Source organism: Streptomyces sp. NPDC006335 (genome assembly GCF_040612795.1).
Taxonomy (GTDB): domain Bacteria; phylum Actinomycetota; class Actinomycetes; order Streptomycetales; family Streptomycetaceae; genus Streptomyces.
The window spans coordinates 96,300-121,827 of record NZ_JBEXQX010000011.1; the positions used below are offsets into that span (position 1 = coordinate 96,300).

Here is a 25,528-nt window from a genome sequence, read left to right on the forward strand (position 1 = left end):
CATGGAAGCCACCGCGCAAGGCACCGCGACCGCGCACGGCACCGCCACCGCCCTGGGCGCTTCCGTCGAGCGCCGCGAAGGCCGCGAGAAGGTCACCGGCACTGCCCGCTACGCGGCCGAACAGCCCCGTCCCGGCCGCGCGCACGCCTGGCCCGTGCCCGCGTCGATCGCCCGGGGCCGGGTCACCGGCGTCGACACCGCGGCCGCTCTGGCCCTGCCCGGAGTCCTGGCCGTGCTCACCCACGAGAACGCGCCGAGGTTGTCCGACCCGGACGACCCGACCCTCGCCGTGCTGCGCGACTCCCGTGTCCCGCACCGCGGTTGGTTCGTCGCCCTGGTCGTGGGCGAGACCCTGGAAGCCGCCCGCGCCGGTGCCGCCGCCGTCCACGTCGACTACGCCGTGGAGGACCACGACGTCACCCTGACCGCCACGCACCCGGACGCGTACGCGCCCGAGGAGGCCAACGGCGGCTACCCAGGAACCCGCGAACACGGCGACCCCGAGGGCGCGTTCTCTACCGCCCCGGTCCGGATCGACGCCGACTACCGGGTGCCCCCGCTGCACAACCATCCGATGGAACCGCACGCGACGACGGCCGAGTGGCACGACGGCCGGCTCACGGTGCACACCTCCACCCAGGGCGCCACGACCGTCCGCACCGTCCTGGCCGGCCTGTTCGACCTCCCGGAGGACCGCGTCACCGTGCACGCCGAGCATGTGGGCGGCGGCTTCGGGTCCAAGGGCACGCCCCGCCCGGACGTGGTGCTCGCCGCGGTGGCGGCCCGGCATACCGGACGGCCGGTCACCCTGGCGCTACCCCGCCGCTACCTGCCCTCCGTCGTCGGACACCGCGCCCCCACCCTGCACCGGCTGCGCCTCGGGGCCCACCCCGACGGACGGCTCAGCGCCCTCATCCACGAGGTCACCACCCACACCTCGCGGATCAAGGAGTTCGTGGAGCAGGCCGCGGTGCCCGCACGGGTGATGTACGCGGCCCCCGACTCCCGTACGGCACACCGCGTGGCGCCCCTCGACGTACCGAGCCCGTCCTGGATGCGGGCCCCCGGCGAGGCGCCCGGCATGTACGCGCTGGAGTCTGCCATGGACGAGCTGGCCGTCGAACTCGGCATGGATCCGGTGGAGTTGAGGATCGTCAACGAGCCGGCCACCGAGCCCGACAGCGGCAAGCCCTTCAGCAGCAGGCATCTGGTCGAGTGTCTGCGCGAGGGCGCCCGGCGCTTTCGCTGGTCCGAGCGTGCCCCACGGCCGCGCTCCCGGACCGAGGGCCCGCTGCTGGTGGGGGCGGGGGTGGCGGCCGCCATGTATCCCGTCCTGGTGCAGCCGTCCACGGCGGTGGCGCGTGCGCTGCCCGACGGGACGTTCCTCGTACGGATCAACGCCACCGACATCGGCACCGGCGCGCGGACCGTGCTCGCGCAGGTCGCCGCGGACGCGCTCGGCGTACCGGTGATCCGGGTTCGGACCGAGGTGGGCAGCAGCGACCTGCCCGCCGCGTCGCTGGCCGGCGGCTCGTCGGGCACCGCGTCCTGGGGCTGGGCGGTGCACGAGGCGTGCACGCGGCTCGCGGAGCGCCTGGCCGAGGGGCCGCTGCCGCCGGAGGGGATCGACGTCCGGGCCGACACGGCCGGGCGGGCCGACGCCGACAGCCCCTTCGCCCGGTACGCCTTCGGCGCCCACTTCGCGGAGGTCGCCGTGGACACGGTCACCGGTGAGACCCGGGTCCGCCGGCTGCTGGGGGTGTACGCCGCCGGGCACATCCTGAACGCCCGCACGGCGCGCTCCCAGTTCGTGGGCGGCATGACCATGGGGCTCGGTATGGCGCTGACCGAGGGCAGCACGATGGACGCCGCGTTCGGTGACTTCACCGAATCGGATCTGGCCGCGTATCACGTGCCCACGCACGCCGATGTGCCCGACATCGAGGCGCACTGGATCGACGAGGACGACCCCCACCTCAACCCCATGGGCAGCAAGGGCATCGGCGAGATCGGCATCGTGGGGACGGCGGCCGCGATCGGCAACGCCGTCTTCCACGCCACCGGCGTACGCCTGCGCGAGCTGCCCCTCACCCCGGACCGCGTGCTCAGCGGGCTCCGGGAGAGGGGCGGCTCGTAGGCCCACGCAGATTTTTGGGGAGCGACTAGCGGGCCAGCGGAGCGTCCGCCGCCTCGCGGATGGCCTCCGCCGTCCGTCGCCGCGCCTGGACACGCTCCGGTGGCGGGGGCGACGCGACATGCACCACGAGGGCGGTCAGCGCGGCCAGTGACGCGCACACGGCCGCCGTCCCCGCGATCCAGGCCGGCGCCAGCGGAAGTTCCAGGGCCCGGGCCAGCCCGGCCGAGCGGAACTGTCCGTTCAGCAACTGGCCCGCGGCCACCCCGGCCGGCACGACGACCGCGAGGGCCAGGACCGGGAGGACGGGCCACAGGGTCAGCACGGCGAGCAGGACACACAGGAGCGACACGGCGAGTGCGAACCCGTACACCGGCGCGGATGCCCCGTCCGGGTCCGCCGGGAAGCACAGGACACCGCAGACCAGCAGCGCCAGGGCGGCGATCCTGCCCGGCCAGAGCGATGCCCTTCGGGGCGGGCCCGACGCGGGCGGATGCGGTGGCGGGGCCGGGAAGGCGCTCGCTCCCGGCGTCTCCGGTTCGGGCCGCCACTCCTCGTCGTACGGCTCGTACGCCTCGGGCGCCGGCTGCGGGGCCGTTTCCGTCGCCAGGCGCCCTATGAGCTCGACGAGCTCCTCGACGGGCCTGCCGGTCGCCGCCGCGCGCACCGCCTCCTGTCCGCAGTGGGGTTGCAGTTCGGACCGGTTCAACAGAGCCACCAGACGGGTCACGTCCTCGACGGGACGGGACTCGGCGGCGGCCCGGATCGCCTCGTCGGCGCTGTCCGCGTCCCGTGGCGGCCGGGTCAGCAGGGCGACGAGCCGGGTGACGTCCTCCACGGACCGGTCCACGCCGACGGCACGGAGGGCGGCGGCGGTGGACTGCGCGTATTCGGGCGACTGTTCCATCAGGGTGATGAGGTGGACGACGTCCTCCAGGGGACGGTCGGCCACGGCGGCACGCACCAGGTCGCCGACGGGATCGCCGTACGACCGGTCCATCGGTATGCCGGGTTCGTTCGGGTGAGCTGCTGTCGGGCCGGTGGTCATGCTGTGCTCCAGACAAAGAGTGGCGGTCGCTCCCACGCGCCCCCGTCGTGCGACCGCGACATTGAGATGACCCATTCGTAAGCGGGTGCACGGCGGCGTGCCACTCGGATGAGCCACGGGTGTGAGTGCGGCCCCGGTGAGCCATAGCGGGGCCGGATGCGGGAATCCGTCAGGGAGCGGGCGGTTCGGCGCCCGGAGGAGGAGGTCGGCCCGTGGATACGACCACAGCACTGATCGTCGTCGCCGTGGTGCTCGCGGCACTGGCGCTGGCGGTGGCCGTGGGACTGCTGGTGCGGCTGGTGAGGACCCGGCGCGGTCTGCGGCGGGCGGGACTTCCCACCGGGCCCCGCTGGGTCTTCTGGGGTGCCCTGTTGTACTTCGTCCTGCCCACCGATCTGGTGCCCGATCCGGTGTACCTGGACGACATCGGCGTCCTGCTGCTCGCCCTGCGCACCCTGCGCGGCTCCCCCGCCGATCGGGCGGCACTGCGGTTCGACGCACGGGACGGGGAGCCGGTCCGCCGACCCTGATTACGCAGTGTAAGGAAACCAATCACTCGTTCGATTCGTATAAGTCTCTGGAAGCCGAAGCAAGTCGGCTGACCCGACGGCGTCGTGGGGAGAGGCCGTCGGTGAGAGGCAGTACCGGCGAGGGAGAGACGATGCAACCGTTCGCGCTCAACTACGCACGTCCGGCAGCGACGTTGGAGGCGACCACTCCGTACGTCTACGACTCCGGGCTGCAGTTGAACGTGCTCATGGACGGCCGGGTCGCGGCCCGCGACCACGCGCTGCTGAGGGAACTGGGGACCACCACGAGCACGGCGGGCTCCAAGACTCACTTCGACGACTGAACACGGCCGGCGTTCGATGACCGTGTTGATTCTTACCTGCGAAGAGGACGTCACGGCCGACATGGTCGTGGTGCACCTCAACGCCACGGGGGTACCGGTGGTCCGGCTCGACCCGGCCGACCTGACCGACGGTGTGGCACTGTCCGGGGAGTACGTGCACGGCTCCTTCCGCGGCCATCTGTCGGTCGGCGGCCGTCTGGTGGGCATCTCCGGGCTGCGCTCGATCTGGGTCCGCCGCCCCGGCACCCCCGCGGCGCGGGCGGCCGCGCCCTCCGAGTGGCTGACCGAGGAGTCCGCCCAGGCGTTGTACGGCATGCTCCGTGGCAGTGACGCCCGCTGGATGAACCATCCCGACGCGGCCCGCCGGGCCCGTCACAAGCCCTGGCAGTTACGGCTCGCCCAGCGCTGCGGCCTGCCCGTCCCGGCCACCATCGTGACGACGTTCCCGCAGGCCGCCCGCGAGTTCGCCGAGCGCTATCCCGATCTGGTGGTCAAGCCGGTCTCCGGGGCGCACCCGCAGGACCCGCCGCGGGCGGTGCCGACCAGCCGGGTCGCGCCGGACACCGATTTCGCGGCGGTCGCGTTCGGCCCGACGCTGCTGCAACGGCGGGTGGCCAAACGGGCCGACATACGCCTGACCGTCGTGGGCGAGACGCTGCTGGCCGCCCGGAAGGCCACCGGGGCGGACGACGAGGTGGACGTACGGTTCGCCCCGCCCACCTCGTCCTGGCAGCCCGCCGAGGTCCCGCCCCGGGTGGCCGCGGCCGTCCGGGACTACCTCCGGGCGGCCGAACTGGCCTACGGGGCCTTCGACTTCGCCGAGGACGGGGACGGGACCTGGTGGTTCCTGGAGTGCAACCAGTCAGGGCAGTTCGGCTTCGTCGAGGTGGAGACGGGCCAGCCGATCGCGCGCGGCATCGCCGAATGGCTGGCCCGGCCCGGAACCGCGCTCCCGCACCAACGGCGCGAGCAGCACGGTCTCCTGAGACCGGATCAATAGGTCCTGACCGGATCAGCAGGACCGGGCCGGCTCAGTAGGACCGGACCGGATCAGTAGGGCCGGGGGGCGGCCGGGGGCAGGGCGGGCACCCATCCCTGGCCGGGCGAGGCCGGCCGCTCGGGGACGGGCGGGGGCATGAGGGACTGCAGCGGCCGCATGACGTACTCCAGTTCCCTGCGTACGCGCTCGGCCTCCCTGCGGGTCAGAGCGGGGACGTCGCCGCGCTCGGCGACGAGTCGGTCGTAGATGGGGGAATCCTGGAACACCCGTCAACGCGCCTTTCGTTTTCGCGGGCCCACGCGCATGGGCACGGCTGACGAGTCTAGGCGCCTCCACGCACCGACGTGCGAATTCCGGTGTCGGGCTTGACGGCGCGCGGGCGGTCATGCGCCGGTGGTGGACCCCGGACGGACGATCATCAGGACGGTCACGGTCGCCCACAGAAGGTTGAAGACGCCCGTGAACATGGCCAGTTGGGCGGTGGCACGGCGTTCGACGCTCCCCTGTCCGGTCAGCTCGTCGAGCAGTTCGCCCTGCCGGGGCAGAACGAAGGCGACGAGGATTCCGGCGGCCGCGGCCGTCAGGGCCATGGACGCGGTCAGCCACGCGTCGCCCAGGACGCCCATCGCGGCTCCGGTGGCGACGCCGAGGACGGGGACCGCGATGCCGACGCCCGCGTAGACCCGGCAGATGCGGTGCAGCAGCCGTACCGTGCCGAGGCCGGCCCCCTCCGCGTGCGCCCGGCGGGCCGCGGGCGGGAACATGCTGGCCGCGACGGTCACCGGCCCCACGGCGACGATGGCGGCGAGGACGTGCAGGGTCAGCAGGAACTTGGTCATGGGGTGGCGGGTCCCTCTCCGGTGCGGTCGGCGGTGCCCGTCCACGCTAGGAAGCCGCCGGGTGATCACACAGAGGCTGAAACGACAGGTTCCAACGGGTTCCCGCCAACCGCCTCGGCAGGGGTTTCTGTCCGGTTCCCTGGTCGTGCCGGTGGCGGGAATCCGCCTATCGTGGCCGTCATGCACTCCGTGGCGATCCTGGTTCTCGACGACGTGGTGCCGTTCGACATGGCGGCGCCCATGCAGGTCTTCGACTGGACCCAGCTTCCCGACGGCCGCCCCGCCTACCGGGTCCGGCTGTGCGCCGAGTCCGCGGAGGTCCGCGCGGACGGCGGTTTCACCCTGCGGGTCGGACAGGGGCTGGAGGCCCTCGCGGACGCGGACACGATCATCGTGCCGGGCTGTTCCCCCACCGCCCCACCGCCTTCCCCGCGCGTCCTGGCGGCGCTGCGGGAGGCCGCGGCGGCCGGCACCCGGATCGCGTCCGTGTGCGTGGGCGCGTTCGTGCTCGCGGCGGCCGGGCTCCTGGACGGCCTGCGCGCCACCACGCACTGGGTGGCCGCGGACGACCTGGCGCGGCGCTTCCCCGCCGTCGAGGTCCAGCCGGACGTGCTGTACGTCGACAACGGCCAGATCCTGACCTCCGCGGGTGCGGCAGCGGCCCTGGACATGTGTCTGCACATGATCCGCCGGGACCTGGGGTCGGCGGTCGCGGCCCATGCCGCCCGGATGTCGGTGATGCCGCTCGAACGGGAGGGCGGACAGGCCCAGTTCATCGTGTCCGACCACCCGCCCGTGCCCCGGGGGTCGACGCTGGAGCCGCTGCTGGAGTGGATCGAGGACAACTTGGCCCACGAGATCACCCTCGGGGCGATGGCGGCCCGTTCGGGGATGAGCGAGCGCACCTTCAGCCGCCGTTTCCGCGAGCAGACGGGCAGTACGCCGCTGCAATGGCTGCTGCGGGCCCGGGTGCGGCGCGCCCAGTACCTGCTGGAGAACACCGGCCACCCGGTCGAGCGGATCGCGCGGCAGGCGGGGTTCGGCTCCCCCACGGCGTTCAGGGAGCGCTTCCGCCGGGTCGTCGGCACCAGCCCGCAGGCCTATCGCGCCGCCTTCCACGCCAAGGACGCCGTCCCGGCGGCGGCGCGCCGCTGACCGCCCGCCGGGTCCGGCGTGTTGTTCACCCTGCCAGCGGCAGGCTGCTCTCACCTTCCACGTCCACGCATCCGACGGCCGGCAGCAGGGCGTCGGCCCTGGCGACCGCTTCGCGGACATCGGTGGTGCCCATCATGACGCACAGCGTGTAACTGACGTCCTCCAGCTCACGAGCCGTCGCCGGCGTCTCCCTCTCCGCCTGGGCGATCCGCAGTGACGCATAGCGGGTCAGCAGGGTTCTGACGGCCTTCGGGTCCGGAACGAGCACGAACGCCCCTCTCTCGAATTTTTCGCTGCGTATGCCCCCTCCGCACCGGCCCAATCCCATCCGCCGCTCCCCGGTACGCGATTGGCGCAATACCGTGTGGGCGGACCCGCTTCCCGAAGGGCCGCAAACCGTTGAACAAGGGGCATCCCTCGCACATGAACGGTATACGCCCATGAACCGCTCCGCAGGTCTCCTCAGTGCCCTCTATCTCGCGACGAGCACCGGACTCGCCTGGACAGCGGTCCTGGCACTGCGCCAGGGCCCGCCGTGGATCGCGTGTCTGTTCGCCGCCGCCAGCCTGGTCCCGGTGATCGCGGTCGTGCGCGAGAGCGTGCTCCGCGACCAGCGGCGCGCTCTGGCTGAAATGCGCGGCCGGGTCGGCGGCCCCGACGGGCAGGCCGGTGCGGGGGCCGCCGACGACATCGTCCGCGCCGAGCTCAACACCGCGTGCTGTGAACGCTGGTGGACGAGTTGCGGCACCGACCACGACTCGGCGTGCCCCCGCCGGGTGCCGCGCAGCAGCGCGGCCTGAGAGCCGGCGGACCGGTCCGCCTCAGACGACCTGTCCGGCGTGCAGCGCGGTGTAGGCCCCGCCACGGCGCAGGAGTTCCTCGTGGGTGCCGGTCTCCAGGATCCGGCCCTCCCCCATCACCACGATCCGGTCGGCGCCCCGCACGGTCGACAGCCGGTGCGCGACCACGAAGGTCGTACGCCCGCGCAGCAGCCGGGCGAGCGCCTGCTGGACGAGCGCCTCGGAGCGGGTGTCCAGGGCCGAGGTCGCCTCGTCGAGGACGAGGACCCGCGGGTCGCGGATCAGGGCCCGGGCGATGGCCAGGCGCTGCCGCTGCCCGCCGGACAGCCTGGCCCCGCGCTCGCCGACCAGGGTGTCCAGGCCCTGGGGCAGGCGGTCGACGAACTCCAGCGCGTTCGCGTCCCGCAGCGCCGCGCGTACCGTCTGCTCGTCGGCGTCGTCCATGCCGTAGGCGACGTTGTCGCGGATCGTGCCGTCGAACAGGATGGACTCCTGCGGTACGACGGACAGGAAGCGCCGGTAGGTGCGCAGGTCGAGGGTGTGCATGTCGGTCCCGTCGAGCAGCAGCCGTCCCGAGGTGGGCCGGATGAAGCCGATGACGAGGTTGAGGACGGTCGACTTGCCCGCGCCGGACGCGCCGACGAGGGCGACGGTCTCGCCGGGGCTGACGGAGAGGGTGAAGTCCCGTACGGCGGGCCTCCCGTGGTCGTACGCGTGGCCGACGCCCTGGAACTCGACGGCCCCGCGCACCGAGTCGACCTTCGTCTTGCCCTCGTTGTCCTCCAGTTCGGGCGCCTGGAGCAGTTCGCCGACGGAACGGACGGACTCCAGGCCCTTGGTGATGACCGGGGCGAGCCCTGCCAACGTTGTCGTGGAGTTGGTGAGCGTGGTCAGGAAGGCGCTGAGCATCACGACGTCGCCGGGGGTGACGCCCCAGACGCCGTAGTACGACACCAGCGCGGCGCCGGCGAGGACCAGCACACCGACCACGTTGAGGACGACCCAGGCCAGCGAGCCGAAGCGGCCGTTGACGAGGTCGAGGCGCATCCCGGAGGTCAGCAGTCGACTCAGGGTGCCGTCCATGCGGCGCAGCGCCTTGCCCTCCAGGCCGTGCGCGCGGGTGACCGGGATGAGACGGGTCATCTCGGTGACCCGGGACGACAGGGTCTCGACCTCGTGCCGGAAGTGCTCGTTGTGGGTGCGCAGCCGGGCCCTGAGGCGGGCCACGACGAGGGCGGCGGCGGGCACGACGACGAGGAAGACGGGCACGAACTCCGGTGTCCGTACGGCGATGATGACCAGTCCGCCGATCAGCACCGTGGTGGCGCCCAGCCCGGTCTCCGCGGTCTGCTGCACCATCTGCTCGACCGTCTCGACGTCCCGCACGACCTTGGCCTGGAGCACCCCGGCGCTGACCCGGGAGTGGTAGCCGATGGACAACTGCTGCATGCGGGTGCACAGGGCGGAGCGCAGGGTGGTGCCCATGCGGCGGACGCTGCCGTAGAGCAGGCGGACGTAGAGGAGGTGCAGGGGGTAGTTGACCAGCAGGATGAACAGGATGACGCCGGTGCTGGTCCAGAGTCTGCTGATCGGCCCGTGCTGGACGACGGTGTCGATGATGGACGCGGTGATCAGGGGCAGCAGCCAGATCGGGCTGTGCTTGACGGTGAACACCGCGACGGCACCGGCCAGTCGGCGGCGGTCGGCGTGGAGCAGATAGGCGAGCGTGCGGATCGGGTGTTCGCCCCGGTAGCGGTGGTCGAGTGGTCTTTCCAGCGACGATGCCATCGTCGGTGGTCCTTCCGGTTGCCGTGTGGAGGGCAAGCGCTTTCTCCCCCTCGGCGGCAAGGAGTACACCAGGTGGCGGCGTGCGCTCCTACTCGTCCAGAGTGCGGGCGAGTTCCGTGGTGGCGTGGGCGATCTCGCTGTCGTCGTCGGCCATCAGCCGACTGAGGGCACCGCTCTTGGCACGGACGGCCTGGCGGGCCCGGCGCTCCCACACCACCGGGTTCTCGCGGTGGTTGAGCAGCTTGGGGTAGACCGCCGCCGTGCTCTCCCACTGGCGGGCGCCGGCGATGCTCCTGAGCAGTTGGATGATCTCCGCACGGCAGGTCACCTGGGGCAGTTGGGCCAGCTCCCAGAGGAAGGGGACCGTGGCGGCGGTGGCCTGCTCCACGACGAAGCCGTACTGGCAGATGCGCCTGCGCAGGTCGCCGAGTGCGGCGCCGGCGGTCTCGGCGTCCCCCCAGGCCACGCTGTTGAGGAGCAGGGGGATGGCGGCGGCGCAGCCGGTGGAGTCCTGGATCTCGCCCCAGGGCACCCGGCTCAGCGCCGCGAGGGGCGTGGTTCGCGCCACCCCGGTCGTGGGGACGGGGCAGCTGGTGCGCTCGTTGCTCGGCTGGTCCGGAGCGGTGCGCATGGCGTGAAACCTTTCCGCGGCGGTCATGTCAGGGAGGAGGGGCGGTCGACAGCTTGGCCCAGACGGTCTTGCCGGCCGGGGGCCGGGAGGTCCAGCCCCACTCCTGCGCCAGGGCGTCGACGATGTACAGGCCTCGGCCGTTCTCCCGCAGGGCGGTGACGTCACAGGGGGTGTACGCGGGCGGCTCGTCACCGGGGTCGGAGACGGTCACCAGCAGATGGGTGGGGTCGAAGGACAACCCCAGCCACACCTCGGCGGCACCTCCCGCCGCGGGCCGGAGCACCGCGTGGGCCACGGCGTTGGCCGCGAGTTCGGTGATCACGAGGGTGGCGTCGTCGCTGCGATGGTCCAGGGACCACCGGCTCAGCGTCTCTCGCGTGAAGGCGCGGGCCCGGGCGAATCCCTCCGCGCTGCACCTGACGAGCAGCGTGGCGGAGACGGGAGAGCCGAGCGTCGGCGGTTTCCGCGGCGCGTCGGCCGGGCCCGGACGCCGCGCGGTCTCACCGGCCGGGCCCGCGTCAACCACCTCCGGCGCGGCCTGGCTCGGCGGCCGGAGCACTTGGTTCGCAGGTGACGACACGGCATCTCCTTGATGCGACGTCAAGACGGGGCGCAACCGCAGGGGTTGACGCCGGAGCTATTATCCACGCTGAAGGCGCCCGCGTGCAATTGCACGAGAAATTGCGCGAACGACGGGTGGGGCCACGGAGGTTGCGGTCGTGCGCCCCCGCCCCGCACGGCCGGGCACTACGCCCGGCACAGATCGTGAAAAGCAAGGAGACTGCAGTGCCACCAGTGCAGAACGGAGTGCGGGCGAGTTCGCTCGACGCCCGCTGGGTCAAGAGCCGTCACAGCAACGCCGAGGGCAACTGCGTCGAAGTGGCCTCACTGGTCGACGGCGCCGTCGCGCTGCGCAACTCCCGTGATCCCGACGGCCCCGCGCTGGTCTACACACCGGCCGAGGTCGCGGCGTTCCTCGCCGGCGCGAAGGACGGGGAGTTCGACCACCTGCTGTGAGGGGCGGGACATCCGGGGCGCGCCAGGCTCCAACTCCCGTGCCGACACCGGTGTCTACGGAATGATGCGGTACGGCCACGCTGCGTGCGATAGTGTGAGTCGTCTCTGTGCCGGTTTACTGGGAGTCAGGATGTCTGCCGCGTCCCACCGCATCTCCCGCCTGGAACCGTACCTGGACCGTACCGAGCCGGCTCCCACCCTGCTGAAGATGCTGGTGGGCGTGCAGTTGGCGGGCTTCCGCGAGGATGCCGGGCTCGCCCAGGACCAGGCGGCCCGGGCCCTCGGGTTCAGCCCCGCGAAGCTGTCCCGCATCGAGTCGGGCAAGGGCCGCAGGCCCCCGTCCGAGAGCGATGTGCGCGCCCTCCTGGAGCTGTACGGCACCGAGGACTACGAGTCCTCGGTGCTCCTCAAGCTGCTCCAGCGCGCCGGTGACCCGGGCTGGTGGCAGCGGTACGACAAGCGGCTGATGCCCGAGTGGTTCGACCGGCTGGTCGGGCTCCAGGAGGCGGCCGCGGCCATCCGTACTTTCGAGATCCAGTACGTCCCCGGTCTGCTCCAGACCCCGGACTACACCCGTGCGGTGGTGGAGCGCGGTCTGCCGGCCGCGGCGGCGAGCGAGGTGGCGCGACGCGTCGAACTGCGCATGCGGCGCGCGCAGTTGCTGCTGCGCGAGGACGCCCCGCAACTGTGGGCGGTGATCGACGAGTCGGTGCTGCTGCGGGTGCTGGGCAGCCGGGATGTCATGCGGGCACAGCTGGCCCACCTCATCAAGATGGCCCAGCGCCCCAATGTGACGGTCCAGGTCATCCCCCTGGACGTGACGAACGCCTCCGCCCCCGCCATCCCGATCACCTACCTCCGCTTCGGCGGGCTCGACCTCCCGGACGTCGTCTACCTGGAGCACATCAAGAGCGCCAACTTCCTGGAGGACCGGGACGAGACGGAGGAGTACCGGCTCGCCCTGGACCGGCTGGCGGACGACGCTCTCGAACCCCGCGAGTCCCTGCGGATGCTGGAGCGGACGATGGAGCAGCGCTACGGCGACTGAGAGCCCTCGTCAGACATCACGGCCGAACAGGCCCGCCCGCAGGAAGGGTTCGCCGAAGCAGGGGGACTCGGGCGGCTCGTCGCGCATGCGCCGTGGCTCGACCTCGGTCAGGTCGCGGAAGATCCGTCGCAAGGACCCGGCCGGGTGGGCGAGCCCGCCCTCGAGTCGGCCCTGCCGGTAGAACTCCGCGTCCGGCAGGCCCGATCCCACGGCCCCGTCGGCGGAGCAGACGATGCCGAAGCGGTCGTGGGACGCGAGGTGTCGTTCGAGAAACGCCAGGTGGCTCATACGGCGGTGCGGCGGCAGACGGTGGAAGCAGCCGGAGTCTCAGATCAGGTCGTAGGTGTCGCGGAGTTCGGTGCCCGACAGGGAGAAGGCGTCGCCGCACACGAAGCGGACGTCGGCCGCCGTCTCGTGCGCACGCTCCCTGCCCCAGGCGACGGCGGCCGGTGAGAGATCGACGGCGTCGACCTCGAAGCCTCGGGAGGCGAGGTACCGCGCGTTGCTGCCCGGACCAACTCCGGGGCCCGGTGCCCACGGCGGTCCCGCCCACGCCGGGCGCTTGTCCGGGGGCGTTCCTCATGCTCGTCGACCTGGCTTTCTCGCCGAACCCGTGCGGAGCGTGCAGGGGTCCTGGCGGACACACGCACACCCCTGGCACGCGGACCTTCTCGTCCCTGCCAGGGGCGTGCGCCGCGCCGGGTCAGACGAGTCGGCCGACGCCGCCGAACTCGATCCACTCGTGGGTGAGCTGGCGGGGGGCCACGTCGGTGTCGGGGCGCCAGGTGGAGACCTCCACGAGGCCCGGGTCGAGGATCTCCAGGCCCTCGAACCACTCGGCGACGTCCTTCTCCTGGCGGACCCGGCCCCAGTTGCCATGCGTCGCCTGGTCCATGAAGTCGGTGACGAAGGCGCGGACCTCGGGGTCCTCGCTGACGAGCTGGCACATCACCATGAAGCTGCCGGGCGCGAGGCGCTCGCGTACCCGGCGGGCCAGGGCGGCCGGCCCGTCCGTCTCGCTGTCGGGGATGCAGTGCATGACCGAGTTGAACAGCACGGCGACGGGCTGCGAGAAGTCGATCAGCCGCTGGGTGTCCTCGTGACCGAAGATCTCGTCCGTCTTGCGCATGTCCGCGTGGATGACGGTGGTCCGCTCGTCCTGCTGCAGCAGCGCCCGGCCGTGGACGAGGACCATCGGGTCGTTGTCGACGTAGACCACGTGGGTGGTGGGGTCGACGCGCTGGGCGACCTGGTGGACGTTGTCCTGGGTGGGCAGGCCTGAGCCGTGGTCCAGGTACTGCCGGATGCCGTACTCCGTCGAGAGGGTCCGCACCACCCGCTGGAGGAAGCGCCGGTTGTTCACGGCGAGCCTGCGGGTGCTCGGCACGACCTTGTCGAGCTGCTCGCAGGCGGCCCGGTCGGCCGCGTAGTTGTCCTTGCCGCCGAGGTAGTGGTCGTACATGCGCGCGGCCGTGGGTACCGAGGCGTCGATCGACGTGGACAGGTTCTTACCGGTGCTCATCATTCCCCCAGCTTGTGCCGCCAACTGGCCTGGCAGGACAGGGAGTCCATCCTAGGGACACCGCGAATGCCGGGCCAGCCCGCACGGGGGAACGCGGGTCAGACGGCGTCCAGCTCCGCGAGTTCCTCCGCGTCGAGCACCAGCTCGGCAGCCGCGAGCGAGTCGCGGATCGTCTCGGGGCGGCTCGCGCCCGGGATCGGCACGACCACCGGCGACTTGGCGAGCATCCAGGCCAGGCACACCCGCTGCGGGCTCACCCCGTACTTCTCGGCGATCTGCGCGAACGGAGCGTGCGCCGAACCCAGTTCACCCGCCCGGGTGATGCCGCCGAGGGGACTCCAGGGCAGGAAGGCGATGCCGAGTTCGTCGCACAGGCGCAGTTCCGGCTCGCTGGAGCGGAAGGCCGGGGAGAACTGGTTCTGCACGGAGACCAGTCGGCCGCCGAGGATCTCATTGGCCAGGCGGATCTGGTCGGGATTCGCGTTCGAGATGCCCGCCTGGACGATCTTGCCCTCGTCCAGGAGGTCGCGCACGGCGCCGACGGACTCCTCGTAGGGGACGCGGGGGTCGGGGCGGTGGAACTGGTAGAGCCCGATCGCCTCCACACCGAGCCGGCTCAGCGAGGCCTCGCAGGCCTCCTTGAGGTGCCGGGGGCTGCCGTCGAGCGTCCAACTGCCGTCCCCGGGACGCAAGTGCCCGCCCTTCGTGGCGACCAGGACGTCACCGCCCCGGTCGTGGGAGGCGAGGGCCTTGGCGATCAGGGTCTCGTTGTGACCGACCTCGTCGGCGTCCCGGTGGTAGGCGTCGGCGGTGTCGATCAGGGTCACGCCCGCGTCGAGCGCGGCGTGGACGGTGGCGATGGAGCGTTCCTCGTCCGGCCGTCCCTCGATGGACATGGGCATGGCGCCCAGCCCGATCGAGCTCACTTCGACATCACCGATACGGCGTGTGGGCATGACCGTGCACCTCTTTCGCCTGTCACGCGGATCCGGGCTGTGACCAGCCTGGCCGTCGCACCTGCCGAAGGTCCAATAGAAGAATGAGAACGCATTCAGCGACGGGAGTGCTGAATGCCGGAGACCGCCGCTTTCTGTCGGACCGGGGGCGAGACGGGGTTGCGTGTCCGCGGCGTCCGTGTGACACCCTCGCCTCGACCGGCAGCCGATCCAGACCGGTCACCATGAGCTTCGGCGGTACGACGTGAGAGGCGGCAGCATGCGCATCGGACTGCTCGGCACCGGTCCCTGGGCCAGGATGGCCCACGCCCCCGCGCTCGGCGCACACCCTGAGCTGGACTTCGCCGGCGTGTGGGGCCGTCGGCCGGAAGCCGCCAAGGAACTGGCCGACGAGCACGGCACACGCGCCTACGACGATGTCGACGCGCTGCTCGCCGACGTGGACGCCGTCGCCGTCGCCCTGCCGCCGGCCGTGCAGTCCGGTCTCGCGGCGCGGGCCGCGCGGGCGGGCTGCCATCTGCTGCTGGACAAGCCCCTTGCCACGACGGTCGAGGAGGGCCGGGCGGTGGTCGAGGCCGTCCAGGAGACCGGGGTCGCCTCGGTGGTCTTCTTCACCTCACGCTTCCTCGCCGAGACCGAGGCGTGGATCGGTGAACAGGCGGGCGTGGCGGGCTGGTTCACGGGCCGGGCCGAATGGCTGGGGTCGGTGTTCACCGACGAGAGCCCCTTCGCCGACTCCCCGTGGCGGCAGGAGAAGGGCGCCCTGTGGGACGTGGGGCCGCACGCGCTGTCGGTGCTCCTGCCGGTGCTGGGCGAGGTCCGTGAGGTGGCGGCGGCCGCGCACGGCCCCGGGGACACGGTTCACCTGGTTCTCACGCACAGCGGCGGCGCGTCGAGCACCCTGACGCTGAGTCTCACCGCTCCGCCCGCGGCTGCGGGAGTCGGGGTCGAACTGCGGGGCGCGGGCGGAGTCGCCCTGCTCCCGGAGTCCTCGGAGGGTGTCGTACCCGCCCTGCTCCGGGCCGCCGACGGCCTGCTCACCGCCGCACGCACCGGCCTGGCCCACCCGTGCGACGCCACGTTCGGCCTGCGGGTCACCGAGATCCTCGTCGAGGCGGAGACCCTGCTGGGCGGCGGGACGGCGACGGCGTAGGCACGGGCCGCCGTACGACGACAGGAGCAGGCAGCGGCCGCCCCTCCCGGACCGGCCCCGGCACACGCACCTCGGGCACGGGGCCGTCCGGTGCGATCAGCGACACACGGCGGCGGGCCTCGCCCTCGAACCCCGCCATGTCTCCCGCGCCGAGTCGACGATCACCTCGACGACCGGTCGAAGTTGAGGCGTTCGCGTACGACCGGGTAGCCCGCCTTGGTGAAGTTCGCGGCCATGGGGAAGTTCCCCCGGTCCGTGGCGCCGGAGACGAACTCGGCGCCCTGCGCAACGAGATAGTGGGTGCACTCGGCGAGCAGGTCGTAGGCGTAGCCGTGGCCGCGCTGTTCCGGCACGACCCCGATGAACCCGACGCAGGGCCCCGAGGGGTTGTGGGCCGGAATGTGGATCCCGGCGACGTCCCCCTGCGGGGTGTACGCGACCTGCCACCACTCGCGGGGCGAGGGGCACCAGTGGAAGAAGTCGAGTTCCTCCTGCGCGGCCCGGTCGAGTCCGCCCTCCGCGACGGCCTTGAGGGCGTGCGCGTCGAGGGTGGCGGAGTGGATGCGGCGCAGCAGGTCGAAGAAGACCGCGTCGTCCGGTTCGGGCCGGAACTCCAGCCGTCCGGGCCGCTCGGGGAGCCCGTGCTCGGGTGTCCACCGGTACAGGTTCCGCTCGACCAGGAGCTCGTACCCGGCTTTGTGCACGGCGGTGAAGCGGGTCTCGGCGGCGGCCCGCAGCCCGGGGTGCTCGCGCCAGCCCGCGGGCAGGTTCATCTCCAGCTCGACCTGCCAGGGGGCGGTGCGCAGGAGTTCGACGCCGGCCTCCTCCTCCCCCTCGGCCACGTCGAACCAGTTGATGTTCAGGGGCGCGGTGTCGTCGGGGCCGCCCCACCAGGCGCCGCGTGCCACGACCTCGCCGTCGCGCAGGGCGACGCGCTTCCAGTCGGGACGGTGGTGCGTGAGCCGGTGGGACTCGCGGGCGCCGAGGGGGTCGGGAAGGGCGTCGAAGAGAGGGGCGGTGCGCTCGTCGAGGGCGCGGATGACCAGATCGGTCATGGGTGGATTCCTCCGGGATGCGTACTGCGGGGAGCGCTCCCGGTCAGACGCGGCACGCCGGAACGACGGGGAGGGAGCGCTGAAGGGTGGTGGACTGCACGGCACTCGCCTCCTTCCGCTGGTCTCGGGGCGTGGCGGCTCACGCTACGGGATCCCCGGGACGGCGTCCACCGACTTTTCGCAACCAACTCCGTTTCCTCGCACGCCACTTGACCAGCCCTCAAGACCGGATCGAACGCTGTCCGACGTATGGGCCGCGGCTCCCATGGTCCGTACCATCGGCCTCACCCCCCGCGTGAGAGAAGGCGTACGGCTCTTCCGGACACGGTTCGGGGTGCGGGGCCGGTCCGGTCGTAGCAGCGTGGTGGTGTGAGCCGACTGCGCGACCGGGACCGGCGGAGCTGGCTGCGGGGCGCGCCGCCGCCGGGCTGGGTGCGGGTGCTGCCCGCCGCGCTGCTGGCGGGGGTGTGCGTGGCCACCCTCGTGAGCCCCAGTCCGCTCGACATCGGGTTCCTGCTGGGCGCCATCCCGCCGCTGGCCGTGCTGTCGTACGGACCGCTGGCGACCGCCGTGCTCGGCGGGCTCGTCCTGGTCGTGCTGAACGTGCCGGTGTTCCGGCTGAACGATCCGGGCAGCACCGATCTGCTGACCGTCGGCTTCGTCGCCGCGCTCAGTGTGGTCGTGTCGTTCGTCCGCAGCCGGCGCGACGCCCAGCTCGTGACGGAGCGCGCGGTCGCGGAGGCCGCGCAGCGGGCCGTCGTGCCGCCGCTGCCCGAGCGGGTGGCGGGCGTGCGGTGTGCCGGGCTGTACCGGGCGGCGCAGCGCGGGACGCTGGTCGGGGGTGACTTCTTCGACGTGCGGGAGGGCCCCTGCGGGGTGCGGGCGGTGATGGGTGATGTGCAGGGGCACGGGCTGTCGGCCGTCGCCACCGTCGCCTCCCTGCTGGGGGCCTTCCGGGAGGCGGTGCTGGACCGGCCGGATCCCGAGTCGGTCGTTTCGCGGCTGGACCGCAGGCTGGTGGTGGACTCCGCGGGCGTACGACACTCGGAGCTGTTCGCGACGGCGGTGGTGCTGGAGTTCGGCCCCGGCGCGACGGTCGTGCGGATCGTGGCGTGCGGGCAGCCCGGCCCGGTCCTGCTGCGCGACGGGCGGGCCGTGGAGCTCGACGTCCCGGTGGGCACCCCGCTGGGCCTGGGCCTGGCCGACGCCTCGCCACCGGCCGGGATCACGGTCCCGCTGCGGCCCGGCGACCGGCTCTTCCTGGCCTCGGACGGCGTCTGGGAGGCCCGGAACGCCGCCGGGGCCTTCTATCCGCTGCTCGACCGGATCGCCGGGTTCGCCGGTGACCTGCCGGAGCTCGTCGAGCGGGTCTGGGCCGACCTCGTCCGCTACGCCCCGGAGCTCCAGGACGACGTCACGATGCTCGTTCTCGCGCCCGCGGCCCCGGAACCCCGCTGACCGCCCCCTCCCCCTCCTGCTCCCCCTCGGCGTCGATGTGCGGGAGGAGGCGGTCGAGCCACCGGGGCGTCCACCACGCGTGCCGGCCCAGCAGGGTCATCACGGCGGGGACCATGAGCAGCCGTACGACGGTCGCGTCGATCAGCACGCTCACCGCGAGGCCCAGTCCGAGCATCTTGACCACGATGTTGTCGCTGACGACGAACGCGGCGAAGACGCTGACCATGATCAGTGCCGCGCACGTGATGACCCGGGCGGTGATCTCCAGGGCGTGGGCCACGGAGGCCTTGGCGTCGCCGGTGCGCAGCCAGGCCTCGTGCACCCGGGAGAGCAGGAAGATCTCGTAGTCCATGCTCAGTCCGAAGATGATCGCGAACATCATCATCGGCACATAGCTCTCGATGGGCACCTTGCCGGAGACGCCGAGCGCGGGGCCGCCCCAGCCCCACTGGAAGACGGCGACGACGACGCCGTAGGAGGCGGCGATGGACAGGACGTTGAGGACGGCCGCCTTCACGGCGACGAGCAGTCCGCGGAAGACCGCGAGGATGATCAGGAAGGCGAGGGCGACGACCACGCCGATGATCAGCGGCAGCCGACTGGACACGATGTCCCGGAAGTCGACCTGGGCGGCGGTTGTGCCGGTGACGTACCCCTTGGCGTCGGTGCCGGAGACCGCGGCGGGCAGGGTGGTGTCCACCAGGCGGTTGGTGAGATCGGTGGTGGTGGCGCTCTGCGGGGACTGCCGGGAGTAGACGGTGGCGAGCAGGACGTCCCCGTCCTTGGTGGGCGTCAGCGTGGTCACCGCGGCGGCGCCGGAGACGTCGTCGAGGGTCTTCTGCGCCTTGGACGACAGGGCCGAGCGCTGGGAGGACGGTACGGACGTCTGGTCGATGACGACGGTGAGCGGGCCGTTGGAGCCGGGGCCGAAGGCGTCGGTCATCAGGTCGTAGGCCCGCCGGTCGGTGAAGGAGGTGGGGTCGGCGCCGTCGCCGATGTGGCCGAGTTGGAGCGAGAAGACCGGGACGGCGAGGACGACGACGGCCGCCACGCCCGCGGCCAGGTAGCGCCACGGTCGCCGCTCGACCCGCTGGGCGTACCGGTGCCAGGTCCCCTGCGGGCTCTCGCCCTCGGCGGCGCCGGTCTCGGCGACCGGTCGGCGCACCCGGTAGCGGTCGATCCGGTTGCCGATCAGGCCCAGCAGGGCGGGGACCAGGGTCAGGGCGCCCAGGACGGCGGAGACGACGGTCACGGCGGCGGCGAGACCGAGTTTCCCGATGAACGACACCCCCGACGCGGACAGGCCGGCCAGGGCGATGATCACCGTGCAGCCGGAGACCAGCACGGCCCGCCCGCTGGTGGCGGTGGCCCCGCCCGCCGCGCGCACCGGATCCTTCCCGTCCATCAGGCTCTGGCGGTGGCGGGTGATCTGGAAGAGCGCGTAGTCGATGCCGACGCCGAGTCCGATCATCGTGGCCAGGGTGGGCGAAACCGTCGCGAAGGTGAACGCCGAGGCCAGCAGCCCCAGGCAGGCCAGCCCTCCGATCACACTGATCAACGCGGTCACCAGCGGGATTCCGGCGGCGATCACACTGCCGAAGCCGACGAGCAGGACGACGATCGCCACGGCGAACCCGATCAGTTCGCTCACCCTGTCGTCGGCGGCGGGCCGCGCGAGTTCGCCGAGGGGCCCGCCGTACTCGACGTCGGCCCCGGCCGCGCGCAGCGGCTGTACGGCGTCGTCGACCCCGTGGAGGTAGCCGTCGCCCAGGGTCGAGGGCTGGACGTCGAAGCGGACCGTGATGTACGCCGTCTTCCCGTCCGAGGACAGCGGCCCGGTCTTCGAGGCGGGCGTGGACAGCGGGTTCTGCGCGGACAGGACGTGCGGCAGCTTCTGGAGGTCGGTGACGGTCGTGGAGACCTGCGAGTCGAGCGAGGAGAGCGCCTTGTCACCGTCGTGCAGCACGATCTGGCTGCTGTAGCCGCCGGCCGCCGGATCGTGCTTCTTCAGCACGTCGAGGCCCTGTTGCGACTGGACCCCGGCCAGCGAGAAGTTGTCCGAGTAGTCCCCGCCGAAGGACCGGTTCAGGGTCTGGAGGGCGACCAGTGCCACGAGCCAGGCGACCAGGACGATCACGAAGTGCCGGGCGCACCACTCCCCCAGTCCGCGCAGACCGCCCTTGGGCTTGTTTCGCGTACCGGACATGGCATCGCCTTCCCTGCCGGACCCGGGAGAGCAGTACTCCCATTACACGCTTTCCCGATCATCCGGGCATCCCGGGCGCTCGGGCACGACGACCGGAGATCCGGGGTCCGCTCCGGGCCCTTCGGGATGCAGGGTCGGCCCGCGCGTTGAATGGTGATATCGGACCCGTTGACAGCACCGGGGCCGCACAGTGATCCGGATCCTAGGAGCAGAGATCATGCCGACGTCACAGCCCGACGTGTCCGGGCCGTCCGAGGACCACTCCACCCCGGACGACCTGCTCCACGCCCGTACCGGCACCGAAGTGTCGCCGGAGGACCTCGTCCTTGCCTCGGGCAAGGACATCACCCCGCGCACGCTCGAATGGGCCCGGCGCAAGCTGGAGGCGGAGGGCGCGGCAGCACTCGACAAGCTGCTGCCCTAGCCGGTAGCGGGTGTTCGGCCGTCCAGGGACGGCCGGACGCCCCCAGCGCCGAGGGACGGCTCCCCGACGACGGGGGCACCGCAGGGGCGAACGGGTGGCGAAGCCGCCCCGATTCCACGGCTGCGCCGGCGGCTGGATGCGCCCTCGGCGTCGGCGACCCGCGCGCAGATCGCGAACTCCCCGGTTGCGCACGCCTGTTGAAGCGCCCACGCCGTCATGCCCGGCGGTGGCCGGTGCCCGGTTCGAGTGCCGCCTCGTGCCAGGAGTGTCCCGCGTCCGGGCCCGCCTCGACCCGGGTCACCCGCCCCCGCCCGGGCCCGCCTCGACCCAGGTCACCCGCCCCCGTCCGGGCCCGCCTCGACCCGGGTCACCCGCCCACACTCGACCCCGGCCGGCACGCTCCTCCAGCGGTCTACGTGCCGGCCGGGCCACGCGGGCAGGGGACATGAAGTCCGGGAATCCGGGCGGAACGAGCGGGGCGCGCGGCACGATCCGGGCGACCGGCTCGCTCTCGCCCCCGGGTGCTGCCGGAGCCGGTGGGCGACGGCCTGCCGGAACCCGGTGAAGTCCGCCTGAGCTGTCGCCGTCCGCCGCGCGTCCCCGCCCCCTCCGGCCACGTCCCGTCCCCTGTGCCGACGTGGAGTCCGGCCGGTTCACCGCTCGCCCTATCGGAAGAGCCCCGGCGGCTGCCAGACTTCCGAGGGTGCCCGACTTCGACATGCTCGTCATCGGATCCGGTCCGGGCGGCCAGAAGGCCGCCATCGCCGCGGCCAAGCTGGGCCGCCGGGTGGCCGTCGTCGACCGCCCCGACATGGTCGGCGGGGTCTCCATCCACACCGGCACCATCCCCTCCAAGACCCTGCGCGAGGCGGTGCTGTACCTGACCGGCCTCACCCAGCGCGACCTGTACGGCCAGAGCTACCGGCTCAAGGAGGACATCACCGTCTCCGACCTGACCGCGCGCACCCAGCACGTGGTCGGCCGTGAGGTCGACGTGATCCGCAGCCAGCTCTCCCGCAACCACATCGCCCTCTACGCCGGCACCGGCCGTTTCGTCGATCCGCACACCGTCGCCCTGCGCGAGGTCACCGGTCACGAGCGGCTGCTCAGCGCGGAGAACATCGTCATCGCCACCGGCACCCGCCCGGCACGGCCGGACAGTGTCGAGTTCGACGGCCGCACGATCATGGACTCCGACAACGTGCTCGCCCTCGAACGCGTCCCGCGCTCCATGGTCATCGTCGGTGCCGGGGTCATCGGCATGGAGTACGCCTCCATGTTCGCCGCGCTCGGCAGCAAGGTGACGGTCGTCGAGAAGCGGGCCGGGATGCTCGACATCTGCGACGTCGAGGTCATCGAGGCGCTCAAGTACCACCTGCGCGACCTCGCCGTGACGTTCCGCTTCGGTGAGACCGTCGCCGCGGTCGAGCGCCACCCGCGCGGCACGCTGACCGTCCTGGAGAGCGGCAAGAAGATCCCCGCCGACGCGGTCATGTACTCGGCCGGCCGGCAGGGCATGACCGACGAACTCGACCTGGACAAGGCCGGATTGAGCGCCGACAGGCGCGGCCGGATCACGGTCGACGAGCACTACCGCACCGAGGTGCCGCACATCTACGCCGTGGGAGACGTGATCGGCTTCCCGGCGCTGGCGGCCACGTCCATGGAACAGGGCAGGTCGGCCGCCTACCACGCGTTCGGCGAGCCGGTCGGGCAGATGCACCACCTTCAACCCATCGGCATCTACACCATCCCGGAGATCAGCTTCGTCGGGCGCACCGAGGACCAACTCACCGAGGACAGCGTGCCGTTCGAGGTGGGCATCTCCCGTTACCGCGAACTGGCCCGCGGCCAGATCATCGGTGACTCCCACGGCATGCTGAAACTGCTGGTGTCCCCGCAGGACCGCACCCTGCTGGGCGTGCACTGCTTCGGCACCGGGGCCACCGAACTGATCCACATCGGGCAGACCGTGATGGGCTGCGGCGGCACGGTCGACTACCTGGTCGACGCGGTGTTCAACTACCCGACGCTCGCCGAGTCCTACAAGGTCGCGGCCCTGGACGCCACGAACAAGCTCCGCCAGATCGACCGGATCGGGGACTGACTCCCGTCAGAGCCCATCGGGGTCCTCGACCACGTGCACGGCGGCCTCCTCCGCGCCGGCCGCGCCCGCGTCGATGCCCACGTCGGTGGCGACCTCGTCCTTCGTGGTGACGGAGTGGGCGCCCTCGTCCGGGGCGACGAGTCGTCCCGCGCGGTCGGCACCGGCCTGCGGGTCGACCGGTTCGCCCTCGCCGCCGGGCAGGTCGCCGATCTCGTCGCCGAGGGGCTCGGTCCCCTCGGGCACCTCCTGGGCCAGGCGCTCGTCGAGGGTCTCGCCCTCGTGCTGCTCGGCGGCGGTGGTGCCGTGCCGGGTGACGCCGAGGGGCTTCTCGGGCGGCGAGTAGCCCTCGTCGAGGGTGTCGTCGTAGGTCCGTTCGTCGAGGGCGTCCTGGAGGTCCAGCGGGGCCGCGTCCTCCTGCTCCTCGTTGGTCCCGGTGGGCTGGTAGGCGTCGTCGGCCATCGGCTCGGCAGGTGTCGGTTCGGTGCCCATGGGCTGCCTCCCTCACGCGTCGCGTACGGTTCGGTGCGATGTCCTGATCCGCGTTTCCCCGTATGCGCTCCCCAACCTCAAACGGCTGCCGGAGTAAGGCATTCCACAGCCGGAAGGTTACCCCCCAGTTAATCTTGAAGGGTCAAGGAATAGGACTATCATCACTCGCACACACGGAGTGACCGGTCGTCCACGCAGCGGCCGCACGGTCTTCCGCGCCCTTGGTTCCTCTCTTACCGGGTTCCTGTCTTCACCGCCCCTGCCCGAGGCCATCCCTCTCACGGTCCGGGGCGGAGCCACCCCCCACCCCTTTGCGCCGCGCGGCCCCCTCCGCCGTGCGTCGTGCCCTACGGAAAGCAGCACAACCATGAGCATCAGCAGGGGCAGAGGGCTGCAGGCCAATGCCCTCGGTACCTTCGACACCGTGGTGATGGCCGTCGCGGGCAGCGCGCCGGCGTACTCGATCGCCGCGACCACCGCGGTCCTGGTCGGCTCGGTGGGCCTCGCCAGTCCGGCCGCTCTGCTGTACTGCGCGATACCCATGCTGGGCATCGCGCTCGCGTTCAGCTATCTCAGCCGGATCGACGTGAACGCCGGCGCCAGTTACTCCTGGGTGGGCCGCACCCTCCATCCCTTCCTGGGCTTCGTCTCCGGCTGGGCGCTGGTCATCTCGGCGACCATCTTCATGGTGGCCGGTTCGCTGCCCGCCGGTTCGATGACGCTGGCCCTCTTCGACCAGGACCTCGCGGACAACACCGCCCTGTCGACCGTCGTGGGCGCCGCCTGGTTCGTGCTGATGCTGCTCGTGGTGCTCGGCGGGGCCCGGCTCACCGTGCGCGCCCAGCTCGTCATGTCGGGCGTGGAGCTCGCGATACTGGCCCTGTTCGCCGTCCTCGCCCTCTTCCACACGGGCAACGCGCGCTCCTTCGAGTGGTCCTGGCTGGGCTTCGGCCACTTCGACGGCATGGCCGGCTTCGCCTCGGGCGCGCTGATCGCCGCCTTCTACTACTGGGGCTGGGACGTCACCAGCAACCTGAGCGAGGAGACCCGCAACAGCCGCCGTACGACGGGACTCGCCGGGCTCATCGGGGTCGGGATCGTCTTCCTCCTCTTCGAGGTGTTCACCATCGCGGTGAACGTCATCCTCACCTCGCGGCAGATCGAGGACAACGACGCCAACGTGCTGGCCGTGCTCGGTGAGGAGGTCTGGCCGGGCTGGGGCGGCAAGCTGCTGATCGTCGCGGTGATGCTGTCGACCATCGCCACGCTGGAGACCACGCTGATCCAGGTCACGCGCTCCCTGTTCGCGATGGGCCGGGACCGTACGATGCCCTCCGCGCTGGGCAAGGTGCACCGCCGCTGGAACACCCCGTGGGTGGCGATCGTGGTGGTCGGCACGGTGGCGCTGCTGATGTTCATCGCCTCCAACGCCCTCGGCTCGGTGGGTGACATCCTGTCCGACGCCATCTCGGCGATCGGTCTGCAGATCGCCGTCTACTACGGCCTCAGCGGCCTCGCGGTCGTCGTCGCGTACCGCAAGATGCTGCTGAAGTCCCCGACGGACTTCCTGCTCGGCGGGCTGTGGCCGCTGCTGGGCGCGCTGTTCATGTTCTGGATCTTCGTCGAGTCGCTGGGCGAGCTGAGCACCGCGGCGATCACGATCGGCGTCGGCGGGCTGGCCGTGGGGCTGGTCCCGATGTTCTGGTACTGGAGGCGGGGCAGCGACTACTACCGGCCGGCGCGACTTGACGCGAGCCGTACGGTCGAGGCGGACTACGTGCCCGACGGCGGGGAGTCCGGGCCCGCGCTCGTCCACGAGGGTCTCCCCACCGACTTCTGAGGGGT

At 71.9% G+C, this 25,528-nt stretch carries 25 protein-coding genes and 1 pseudogene; 13 read left to right on the top strand and 13 right to left on the bottom strand.

The genetic code is table 11. The features are described from left to right. The first annotated feature begins 1 nt into the window (after position 1). The gene (locus ABZ098_RS28230) at positions 2 to 2,137 is read left to right on the top strand and encodes a xanthine dehydrogenase family protein molybdopterin-binding subunit (RefSeq protein WP_356595780.1); all 2,136 of its coding nucleotides are present in this window, start codon (positions 2 to 4) and stop codon (positions 2,135 to 2,137) included. A gap of 25 nt (positions 2,138 to 2,162) precedes the next feature. On the opposite strand, the gene ABZ098_RS28235 is transcribed toward ABZ098_RS28230, so the two are convergent. Then, positions 2,163 to 3,182, bottom strand: a complete 1,020-nt coding sequence (locus ABZ098_RS28235; RefSeq protein WP_356595782.1) for a hypothetical protein — start codon at positions 3,180 to 3,182, stop codon at positions 2,163 to 2,165. 212 nt (positions 3,183 to 3,394) lie between these two features. Here ABZ098_RS28235 and ABZ098_RS28240 point away from each other — a divergent pair, with 212 nt between their 5' ends. The 3 genes from ABZ098_RS28240 to tgmB all read left to right on the top strand — a co-directional run bounded on the left by ABZ098_RS28240 (position 3,395) and on the right by tgmB (position 5,035). Then, positions 3,395 to 3,712 (top strand): YkvA family protein, encoded by a 318-nt coding sequence (locus tag ABZ098_RS28240; protein WP_356595784.1) that lies wholly within the window; start codon positions 3,395 to 3,397, stop codon positions 3,710 to 3,712. A gap of 131 nt (positions 3,713 to 3,843) precedes the next feature. Next, complete coding sequence (gene tgmA, locus ABZ098_RS28245; RefSeq protein ID WP_356595786.1) at positions 3,844 to 4,035, top strand: putative ATP-grasp-modified RiPP; 192 nt, start codon at positions 3,844 to 3,846, stop codon at positions 4,033 to 4,035. A 16-nt stretch (positions 4,036 to 4,051) separates the two neighbouring features. After that, positions 4,052 to 5,035 carry an ATP-grasp ribosomal peptide maturase gene (tgmB, locus tag ABZ098_RS28250; protein ID WP_356595788.1) on the top strand — a complete coding sequence of 328 codons (984 nt, stop codon included), beginning with the start codon at positions 4,052 to 4,054 and terminating at the stop codon, positions 5,033 to 5,035. Positions 5,036 to 5,085: 50 nt separating this feature from the next. Here the strand turns inward: tgmB and ABZ098_RS28255 are convergent, their stop codons facing one another. Both ABZ098_RS28255 and ABZ098_RS28260 read right to left on the bottom strand, forming a co-directional pair. Then, positions 5,086 to 5,301: a hypothetical protein gene (locus ABZ098_RS28255; protein ID WP_037713967.1), complete on the bottom strand. Its 216-nt coding sequence runs from the start codon at positions 5,299 to 5,301 to the stop codon at positions 5,086 to 5,088. A gap of 117 nt (positions 5,302 to 5,418) precedes the next feature. Next, the gene (locus ABZ098_RS28260) at positions 5,419 to 5,874 is read right to left on the bottom strand and encodes a hypothetical protein (RefSeq protein WP_356595790.1); all 456 of its coding nucleotides are present in this window, start codon (positions 5,872 to 5,874) and stop codon (positions 5,419 to 5,421) included. 180 nt (positions 5,875 to 6,054) lie between these two features. On the opposite strand from ABZ098_RS28260, the gene ABZ098_RS28265 reads away from it, so the two are divergent. Further along, on the top strand, positions 6,055 to 7,029 hold the full coding sequence (locus ABZ098_RS28265; RefSeq protein WP_356595792.1) for a helix-turn-helix domain-containing protein: 975 nt from the start codon (positions 6,055 to 6,057) through the stop codon (positions 7,027 to 7,029). 25 nt (positions 7,030 to 7,054) lie between these two features. Here ABZ098_RS28265 and ABZ098_RS28270 read toward each other — a convergent pair whose 3' ends face one another. Beyond that, complete coding sequence (locus tag ABZ098_RS28270) at positions 7,055 to 7,297, bottom strand: DUF5133 domain-containing protein (protein ID WP_356595794.1); 243 nt, start codon at positions 7,295 to 7,297, stop codon at positions 7,055 to 7,057. 172 nt (positions 7,298 to 7,469) lie between these two features. Between ABZ098_RS28270 and ABZ098_RS28275 the strand changes: the two genes are divergently transcribed. After that, positions 7,470 to 7,829 carry a hypothetical protein gene (locus tag ABZ098_RS28275; RefSeq protein ID WP_356595796.1) on the top strand — a complete coding sequence of 120 codons (360 nt, stop codon included), beginning with the start codon at positions 7,470 to 7,472 and terminating at the stop codon, positions 7,827 to 7,829. Positions 7,830 to 7,850: 21 nt separating this feature from the next. On the opposite strand, the gene ABZ098_RS28280 is transcribed toward ABZ098_RS28275, so the two are convergent. The 3 genes from ABZ098_RS28280 to ABZ098_RS28290 all read right to left on the bottom strand — a co-directional run bounded on the left by ABZ098_RS28280 (position 7,851) and on the right by ABZ098_RS28290 (position 10,828). Continuing rightward, entirely contained in the window at positions 7,851 to 9,617 is a 1,767-nt protein-coding gene (locus tag ABZ098_RS28280) for an ABC transporter ATP-binding protein (protein ID WP_356595798.1), read from the bottom strand. 88 nt (positions 9,618 to 9,705) lie between these two features. Beyond that, on the bottom strand, positions 9,706 to 10,248 hold the full coding sequence (locus ABZ098_RS28285) for a hypothetical protein (RefSeq protein ID WP_356595800.1): 543 nt from the start codon (positions 10,246 to 10,248) through the stop codon (positions 9,706 to 9,708). A gap of 28 nt (positions 10,249 to 10,276) precedes the next feature. Next, on the bottom strand, positions 10,277 to 10,828 hold the full coding sequence (locus tag ABZ098_RS28290; protein WP_356595802.1) for an ATP-binding protein: 552 nt from the start codon (positions 10,826 to 10,828) through the stop codon (positions 10,277 to 10,279). Between the two features lie 206 nt (positions 10,829 to 11,034). On the opposite strand from ABZ098_RS28290, the gene ABZ098_RS28295 reads away from it, so the two are divergent. Continuing rightward, positions 11,035 to 11,265, top strand: coding sequence for a DUF397 domain-containing protein (locus ABZ098_RS28295; protein WP_284435992.1), 231 nt, complete (start codon positions 11,035 to 11,037; stop codon positions 11,263 to 11,265). A 130-nt stretch (positions 11,266 to 11,395) separates the two neighbouring features. After that, positions 11,396 to 12,313, top strand: a complete 918-nt coding sequence (locus ABZ098_RS28300) for a helix-turn-helix transcriptional regulator (RefSeq protein ID WP_356595804.1) — start codon at positions 11,396 to 11,398, stop codon at positions 12,311 to 12,313. Between the two features lie 9 nt (positions 12,314 to 12,322). Here the strand turns inward: ABZ098_RS28300 and ABZ098_RS28305 are convergent. From ABZ098_RS28305 to ABZ098_RS28315, 3 genes and pseudogenes are all read right to left on the bottom strand, one after another. Then, a pseudogene (locus tag ABZ098_RS28305) lies at positions 12,323 to 12,835 on the bottom strand (class I SAM-dependent methyltransferase); the annotation flags it as partial. 181 nt (positions 12,836 to 13,016) lie between these two features. Then, positions 13,017 to 13,835, bottom strand: coding sequence for an SAM-dependent methyltransferase (locus ABZ098_RS28310; RefSeq protein ID WP_356596071.1), 819 nt, complete (start codon positions 13,833 to 13,835; stop codon positions 13,017 to 13,019). Positions 13,836 to 13,933: 98 nt separating this feature from the next. Then, on the bottom strand, positions 13,934 to 14,791 hold the full coding sequence (locus ABZ098_RS28315; RefSeq protein WP_356595806.1) for an aldo/keto reductase: 858 nt from the start codon (positions 14,789 to 14,791) through the stop codon (positions 13,934 to 13,936). A 259-nt stretch (positions 14,792 to 15,050) separates the two neighbouring features. On the opposite strand from ABZ098_RS28315, the gene ABZ098_RS28320 reads away from it, so the two are divergent. Next, the gene (locus tag ABZ098_RS28320; protein ID WP_356595808.1) at positions 15,051 to 15,944 is read left to right on the top strand and encodes a Gfo/Idh/MocA family oxidoreductase; all 894 of its coding nucleotides are present in this window, start codon (positions 15,051 to 15,053) and stop codon (positions 15,942 to 15,944) included. A gap of 161 nt (positions 15,945 to 16,105) precedes the next feature. Here the strand turns inward: ABZ098_RS28320 and ABZ098_RS28325 are convergent, their stop codons facing one another. After that, a complete protein-coding gene (locus tag ABZ098_RS28325; RefSeq protein ID WP_356595810.1) occupies positions 16,106 to 16,999 on the bottom strand; it encodes a GNAT family N-acetyltransferase in 894 nt (297 codons plus the stop codon). Between the two features lie 378 nt (positions 17,000 to 17,377). On the opposite strand from ABZ098_RS28325, the gene ABZ098_RS28330 reads away from it, so the two are divergent. Continuing rightward, complete coding sequence (locus ABZ098_RS28330) at positions 17,378 to 18,457, top strand: PP2C family protein-serine/threonine phosphatase (RefSeq protein WP_356596073.1); 1,080 nt, start codon at positions 17,378 to 17,380, stop codon at positions 18,455 to 18,457. Here ABZ098_RS28330 and ABZ098_RS28335 read toward each other — a convergent pair. Beyond that, positions 18,414 to 20,663 carry an MMPL family transporter gene (locus tag ABZ098_RS28335; RefSeq protein ID WP_356595812.1) on the bottom strand — a complete coding sequence of 750 codons (2,250 nt, stop codon included), beginning with the start codon at positions 20,661 to 20,663 and terminating at the stop codon, positions 18,414 to 18,416. The two genes, ABZ098_RS28330 and ABZ098_RS28335, sit on opposite strands and share 44 nt — an antisense overlap. A gap of 217 nt (positions 20,664 to 20,880) precedes the next feature. Here ABZ098_RS28335 and ABZ098_RS28340 point away from each other — a divergent pair, with 217 nt between their 5' ends. Next, positions 20,881 to 21,087 carry a hypothetical protein gene (locus ABZ098_RS28340; RefSeq protein WP_356595814.1) on the top strand — a complete coding sequence of 69 codons (207 nt, stop codon included), beginning with the start codon at positions 20,881 to 20,883 and terminating at the stop codon, positions 21,085 to 21,087. A gap of 703 nt (positions 21,088 to 21,790) precedes the next feature. Further along, positions 21,791 to 23,194, top strand: coding sequence for a Si-specific NAD(P)(+) transhydrogenase (sthA, locus tag ABZ098_RS28345; protein WP_356595816.1), 1,404 nt, complete (start codon positions 21,791 to 21,793; stop codon positions 23,192 to 23,194). 6 nt (positions 23,195 to 23,200) lie between these two features. Here sthA and ABZ098_RS28350 read toward each other — a convergent pair whose 3' ends face one another. Next, on the bottom strand, positions 23,201 to 23,683 hold the full coding sequence (locus tag ABZ098_RS28350; protein ID WP_356595818.1) for a DUF5709 domain-containing protein: 483 nt from the start codon (positions 23,681 to 23,683) through the stop codon (positions 23,201 to 23,203). A gap of 367 nt (positions 23,684 to 24,050) precedes the next feature. Between ABZ098_RS28350 and ABZ098_RS28355 the strand changes: the two genes are divergently transcribed. Further along, positions 24,051 to 25,523, top strand: a complete 1,473-nt coding sequence (locus tag ABZ098_RS28355) for an APC family permease (protein WP_356595820.1) — start codon at positions 24,051 to 24,053, stop codon at positions 25,521 to 25,523. Positions 25,524 to 25,528: the final 5 nt, after the last annotated feature.

Excerpts from the sequence above, each read along its gene's own strand:
- ABZ098_RS28230 (WP_356595780.1), top strand. The coding sequence starts at position 2 with ATGGAAGCCACCGCGCAAGGCACCGCGACCGCGCACGGCACCGCCACC.
- ABZ098_RS28235 (WP_356595782.1), bottom strand. The coding sequence starts at position 3,182 with ATGACCACCGGCCCGACAGCAGCTCACCCGAACGAACCCGGCATACCG.
- tgmA (WP_356595786.1), top strand. The coding sequence starts at position 3,844 with ATGCAACCGTTCGCGCTCAACTACGCACGTCCGGCAGCGACGTTGGAG.
- tgmB (WP_356595788.1), top strand. The coding sequence starts at position 4,052 with ATGACCGTGTTGATTCTTACCTGCGAAGAGGACGTCACGGCCGACATG.
- ABZ098_RS28260 (WP_356595790.1), bottom strand. The coding sequence starts at position 5,874 with ATGACCAAGTTCCTGCTGACCCTGCACGTCCTCGCCGCCATCGTCGCC.
- ABZ098_RS28265 (WP_356595792.1), top strand. The coding sequence starts at position 6,055 with ATGCACTCCGTGGCGATCCTGGTTCTCGACGACGTGGTGCCGTTCGAC.
- ABZ098_RS28275 (WP_356595796.1), top strand. The coding sequence starts at position 7,470 with ATGAACCGCTCCGCAGGTCTCCTCAGTGCCCTCTATCTCGCGACGAGC.
- ABZ098_RS28280 (WP_356595798.1), bottom strand. The coding sequence starts at position 9,617 with ATGGCATCGTCGCTGGAAAGACCACTCGACCACCGCTACCGGGGCGAA.
- ABZ098_RS28285 (WP_356595800.1), bottom strand. The coding sequence starts at position 10,248 with ATGCGCACCGCTCCGGACCAGCCGAGCAACGAGCGCACCAGCTGCCCC.
- ABZ098_RS28300 (WP_356595804.1), top strand. The coding sequence starts at position 11,396 with ATGTCTGCCGCGTCCCACCGCATCTCCCGCCTGGAACCGTACCTGGAC.
- ABZ098_RS28310 (WP_356596071.1), bottom strand. The coding sequence starts at position 13,835 with ATGAGCACCGGTAAGAACCTGTCCACGTCGATCGACGCCTCGGTACCC.
- ABZ098_RS28315 (WP_356595806.1), bottom strand. The coding sequence starts at position 14,791 with ATGCCCACACGCCGTATCGGTGATGTCGAAGTGAGCTCGATCGGGCTG.
- ABZ098_RS28320 (WP_356595808.1), top strand. The coding sequence starts at position 15,051 with ATGCGCATCGGACTGCTCGGCACCGGTCCCTGGGCCAGGATGGCCCAC.
- ABZ098_RS28325 (WP_356595810.1), bottom strand. The coding sequence starts at position 16,999 with ATGACCGATCTGGTCATCCGCGCCCTCGACGAGCGCACCGCCCCTCTC.
- ABZ098_RS28335 (WP_356595812.1), bottom strand. The coding sequence starts at position 20,663 with ATGTCCGGTACGCGAAACAAGCCCAAGGGCGGTCTGCGCGGACTGGGG.
- ABZ098_RS28340 (WP_356595814.1), top strand. The coding sequence starts at position 20,881 with ATGCCGACGTCACAGCCCGACGTGTCCGGGCCGTCCGAGGACCACTCC.
- ABZ098_RS28350 (WP_356595818.1), bottom strand. The coding sequence starts at position 23,683 with ATGGGCACCGAACCGACACCTGCCGAGCCGATGGCCGACGACGCCTAC.
- ABZ098_RS28355 (WP_356595820.1), top strand. The coding sequence starts at position 24,051 with ATGAGCATCAGCAGGGGCAGAGGGCTGCAGGCCAATGCCCTCGGTACC.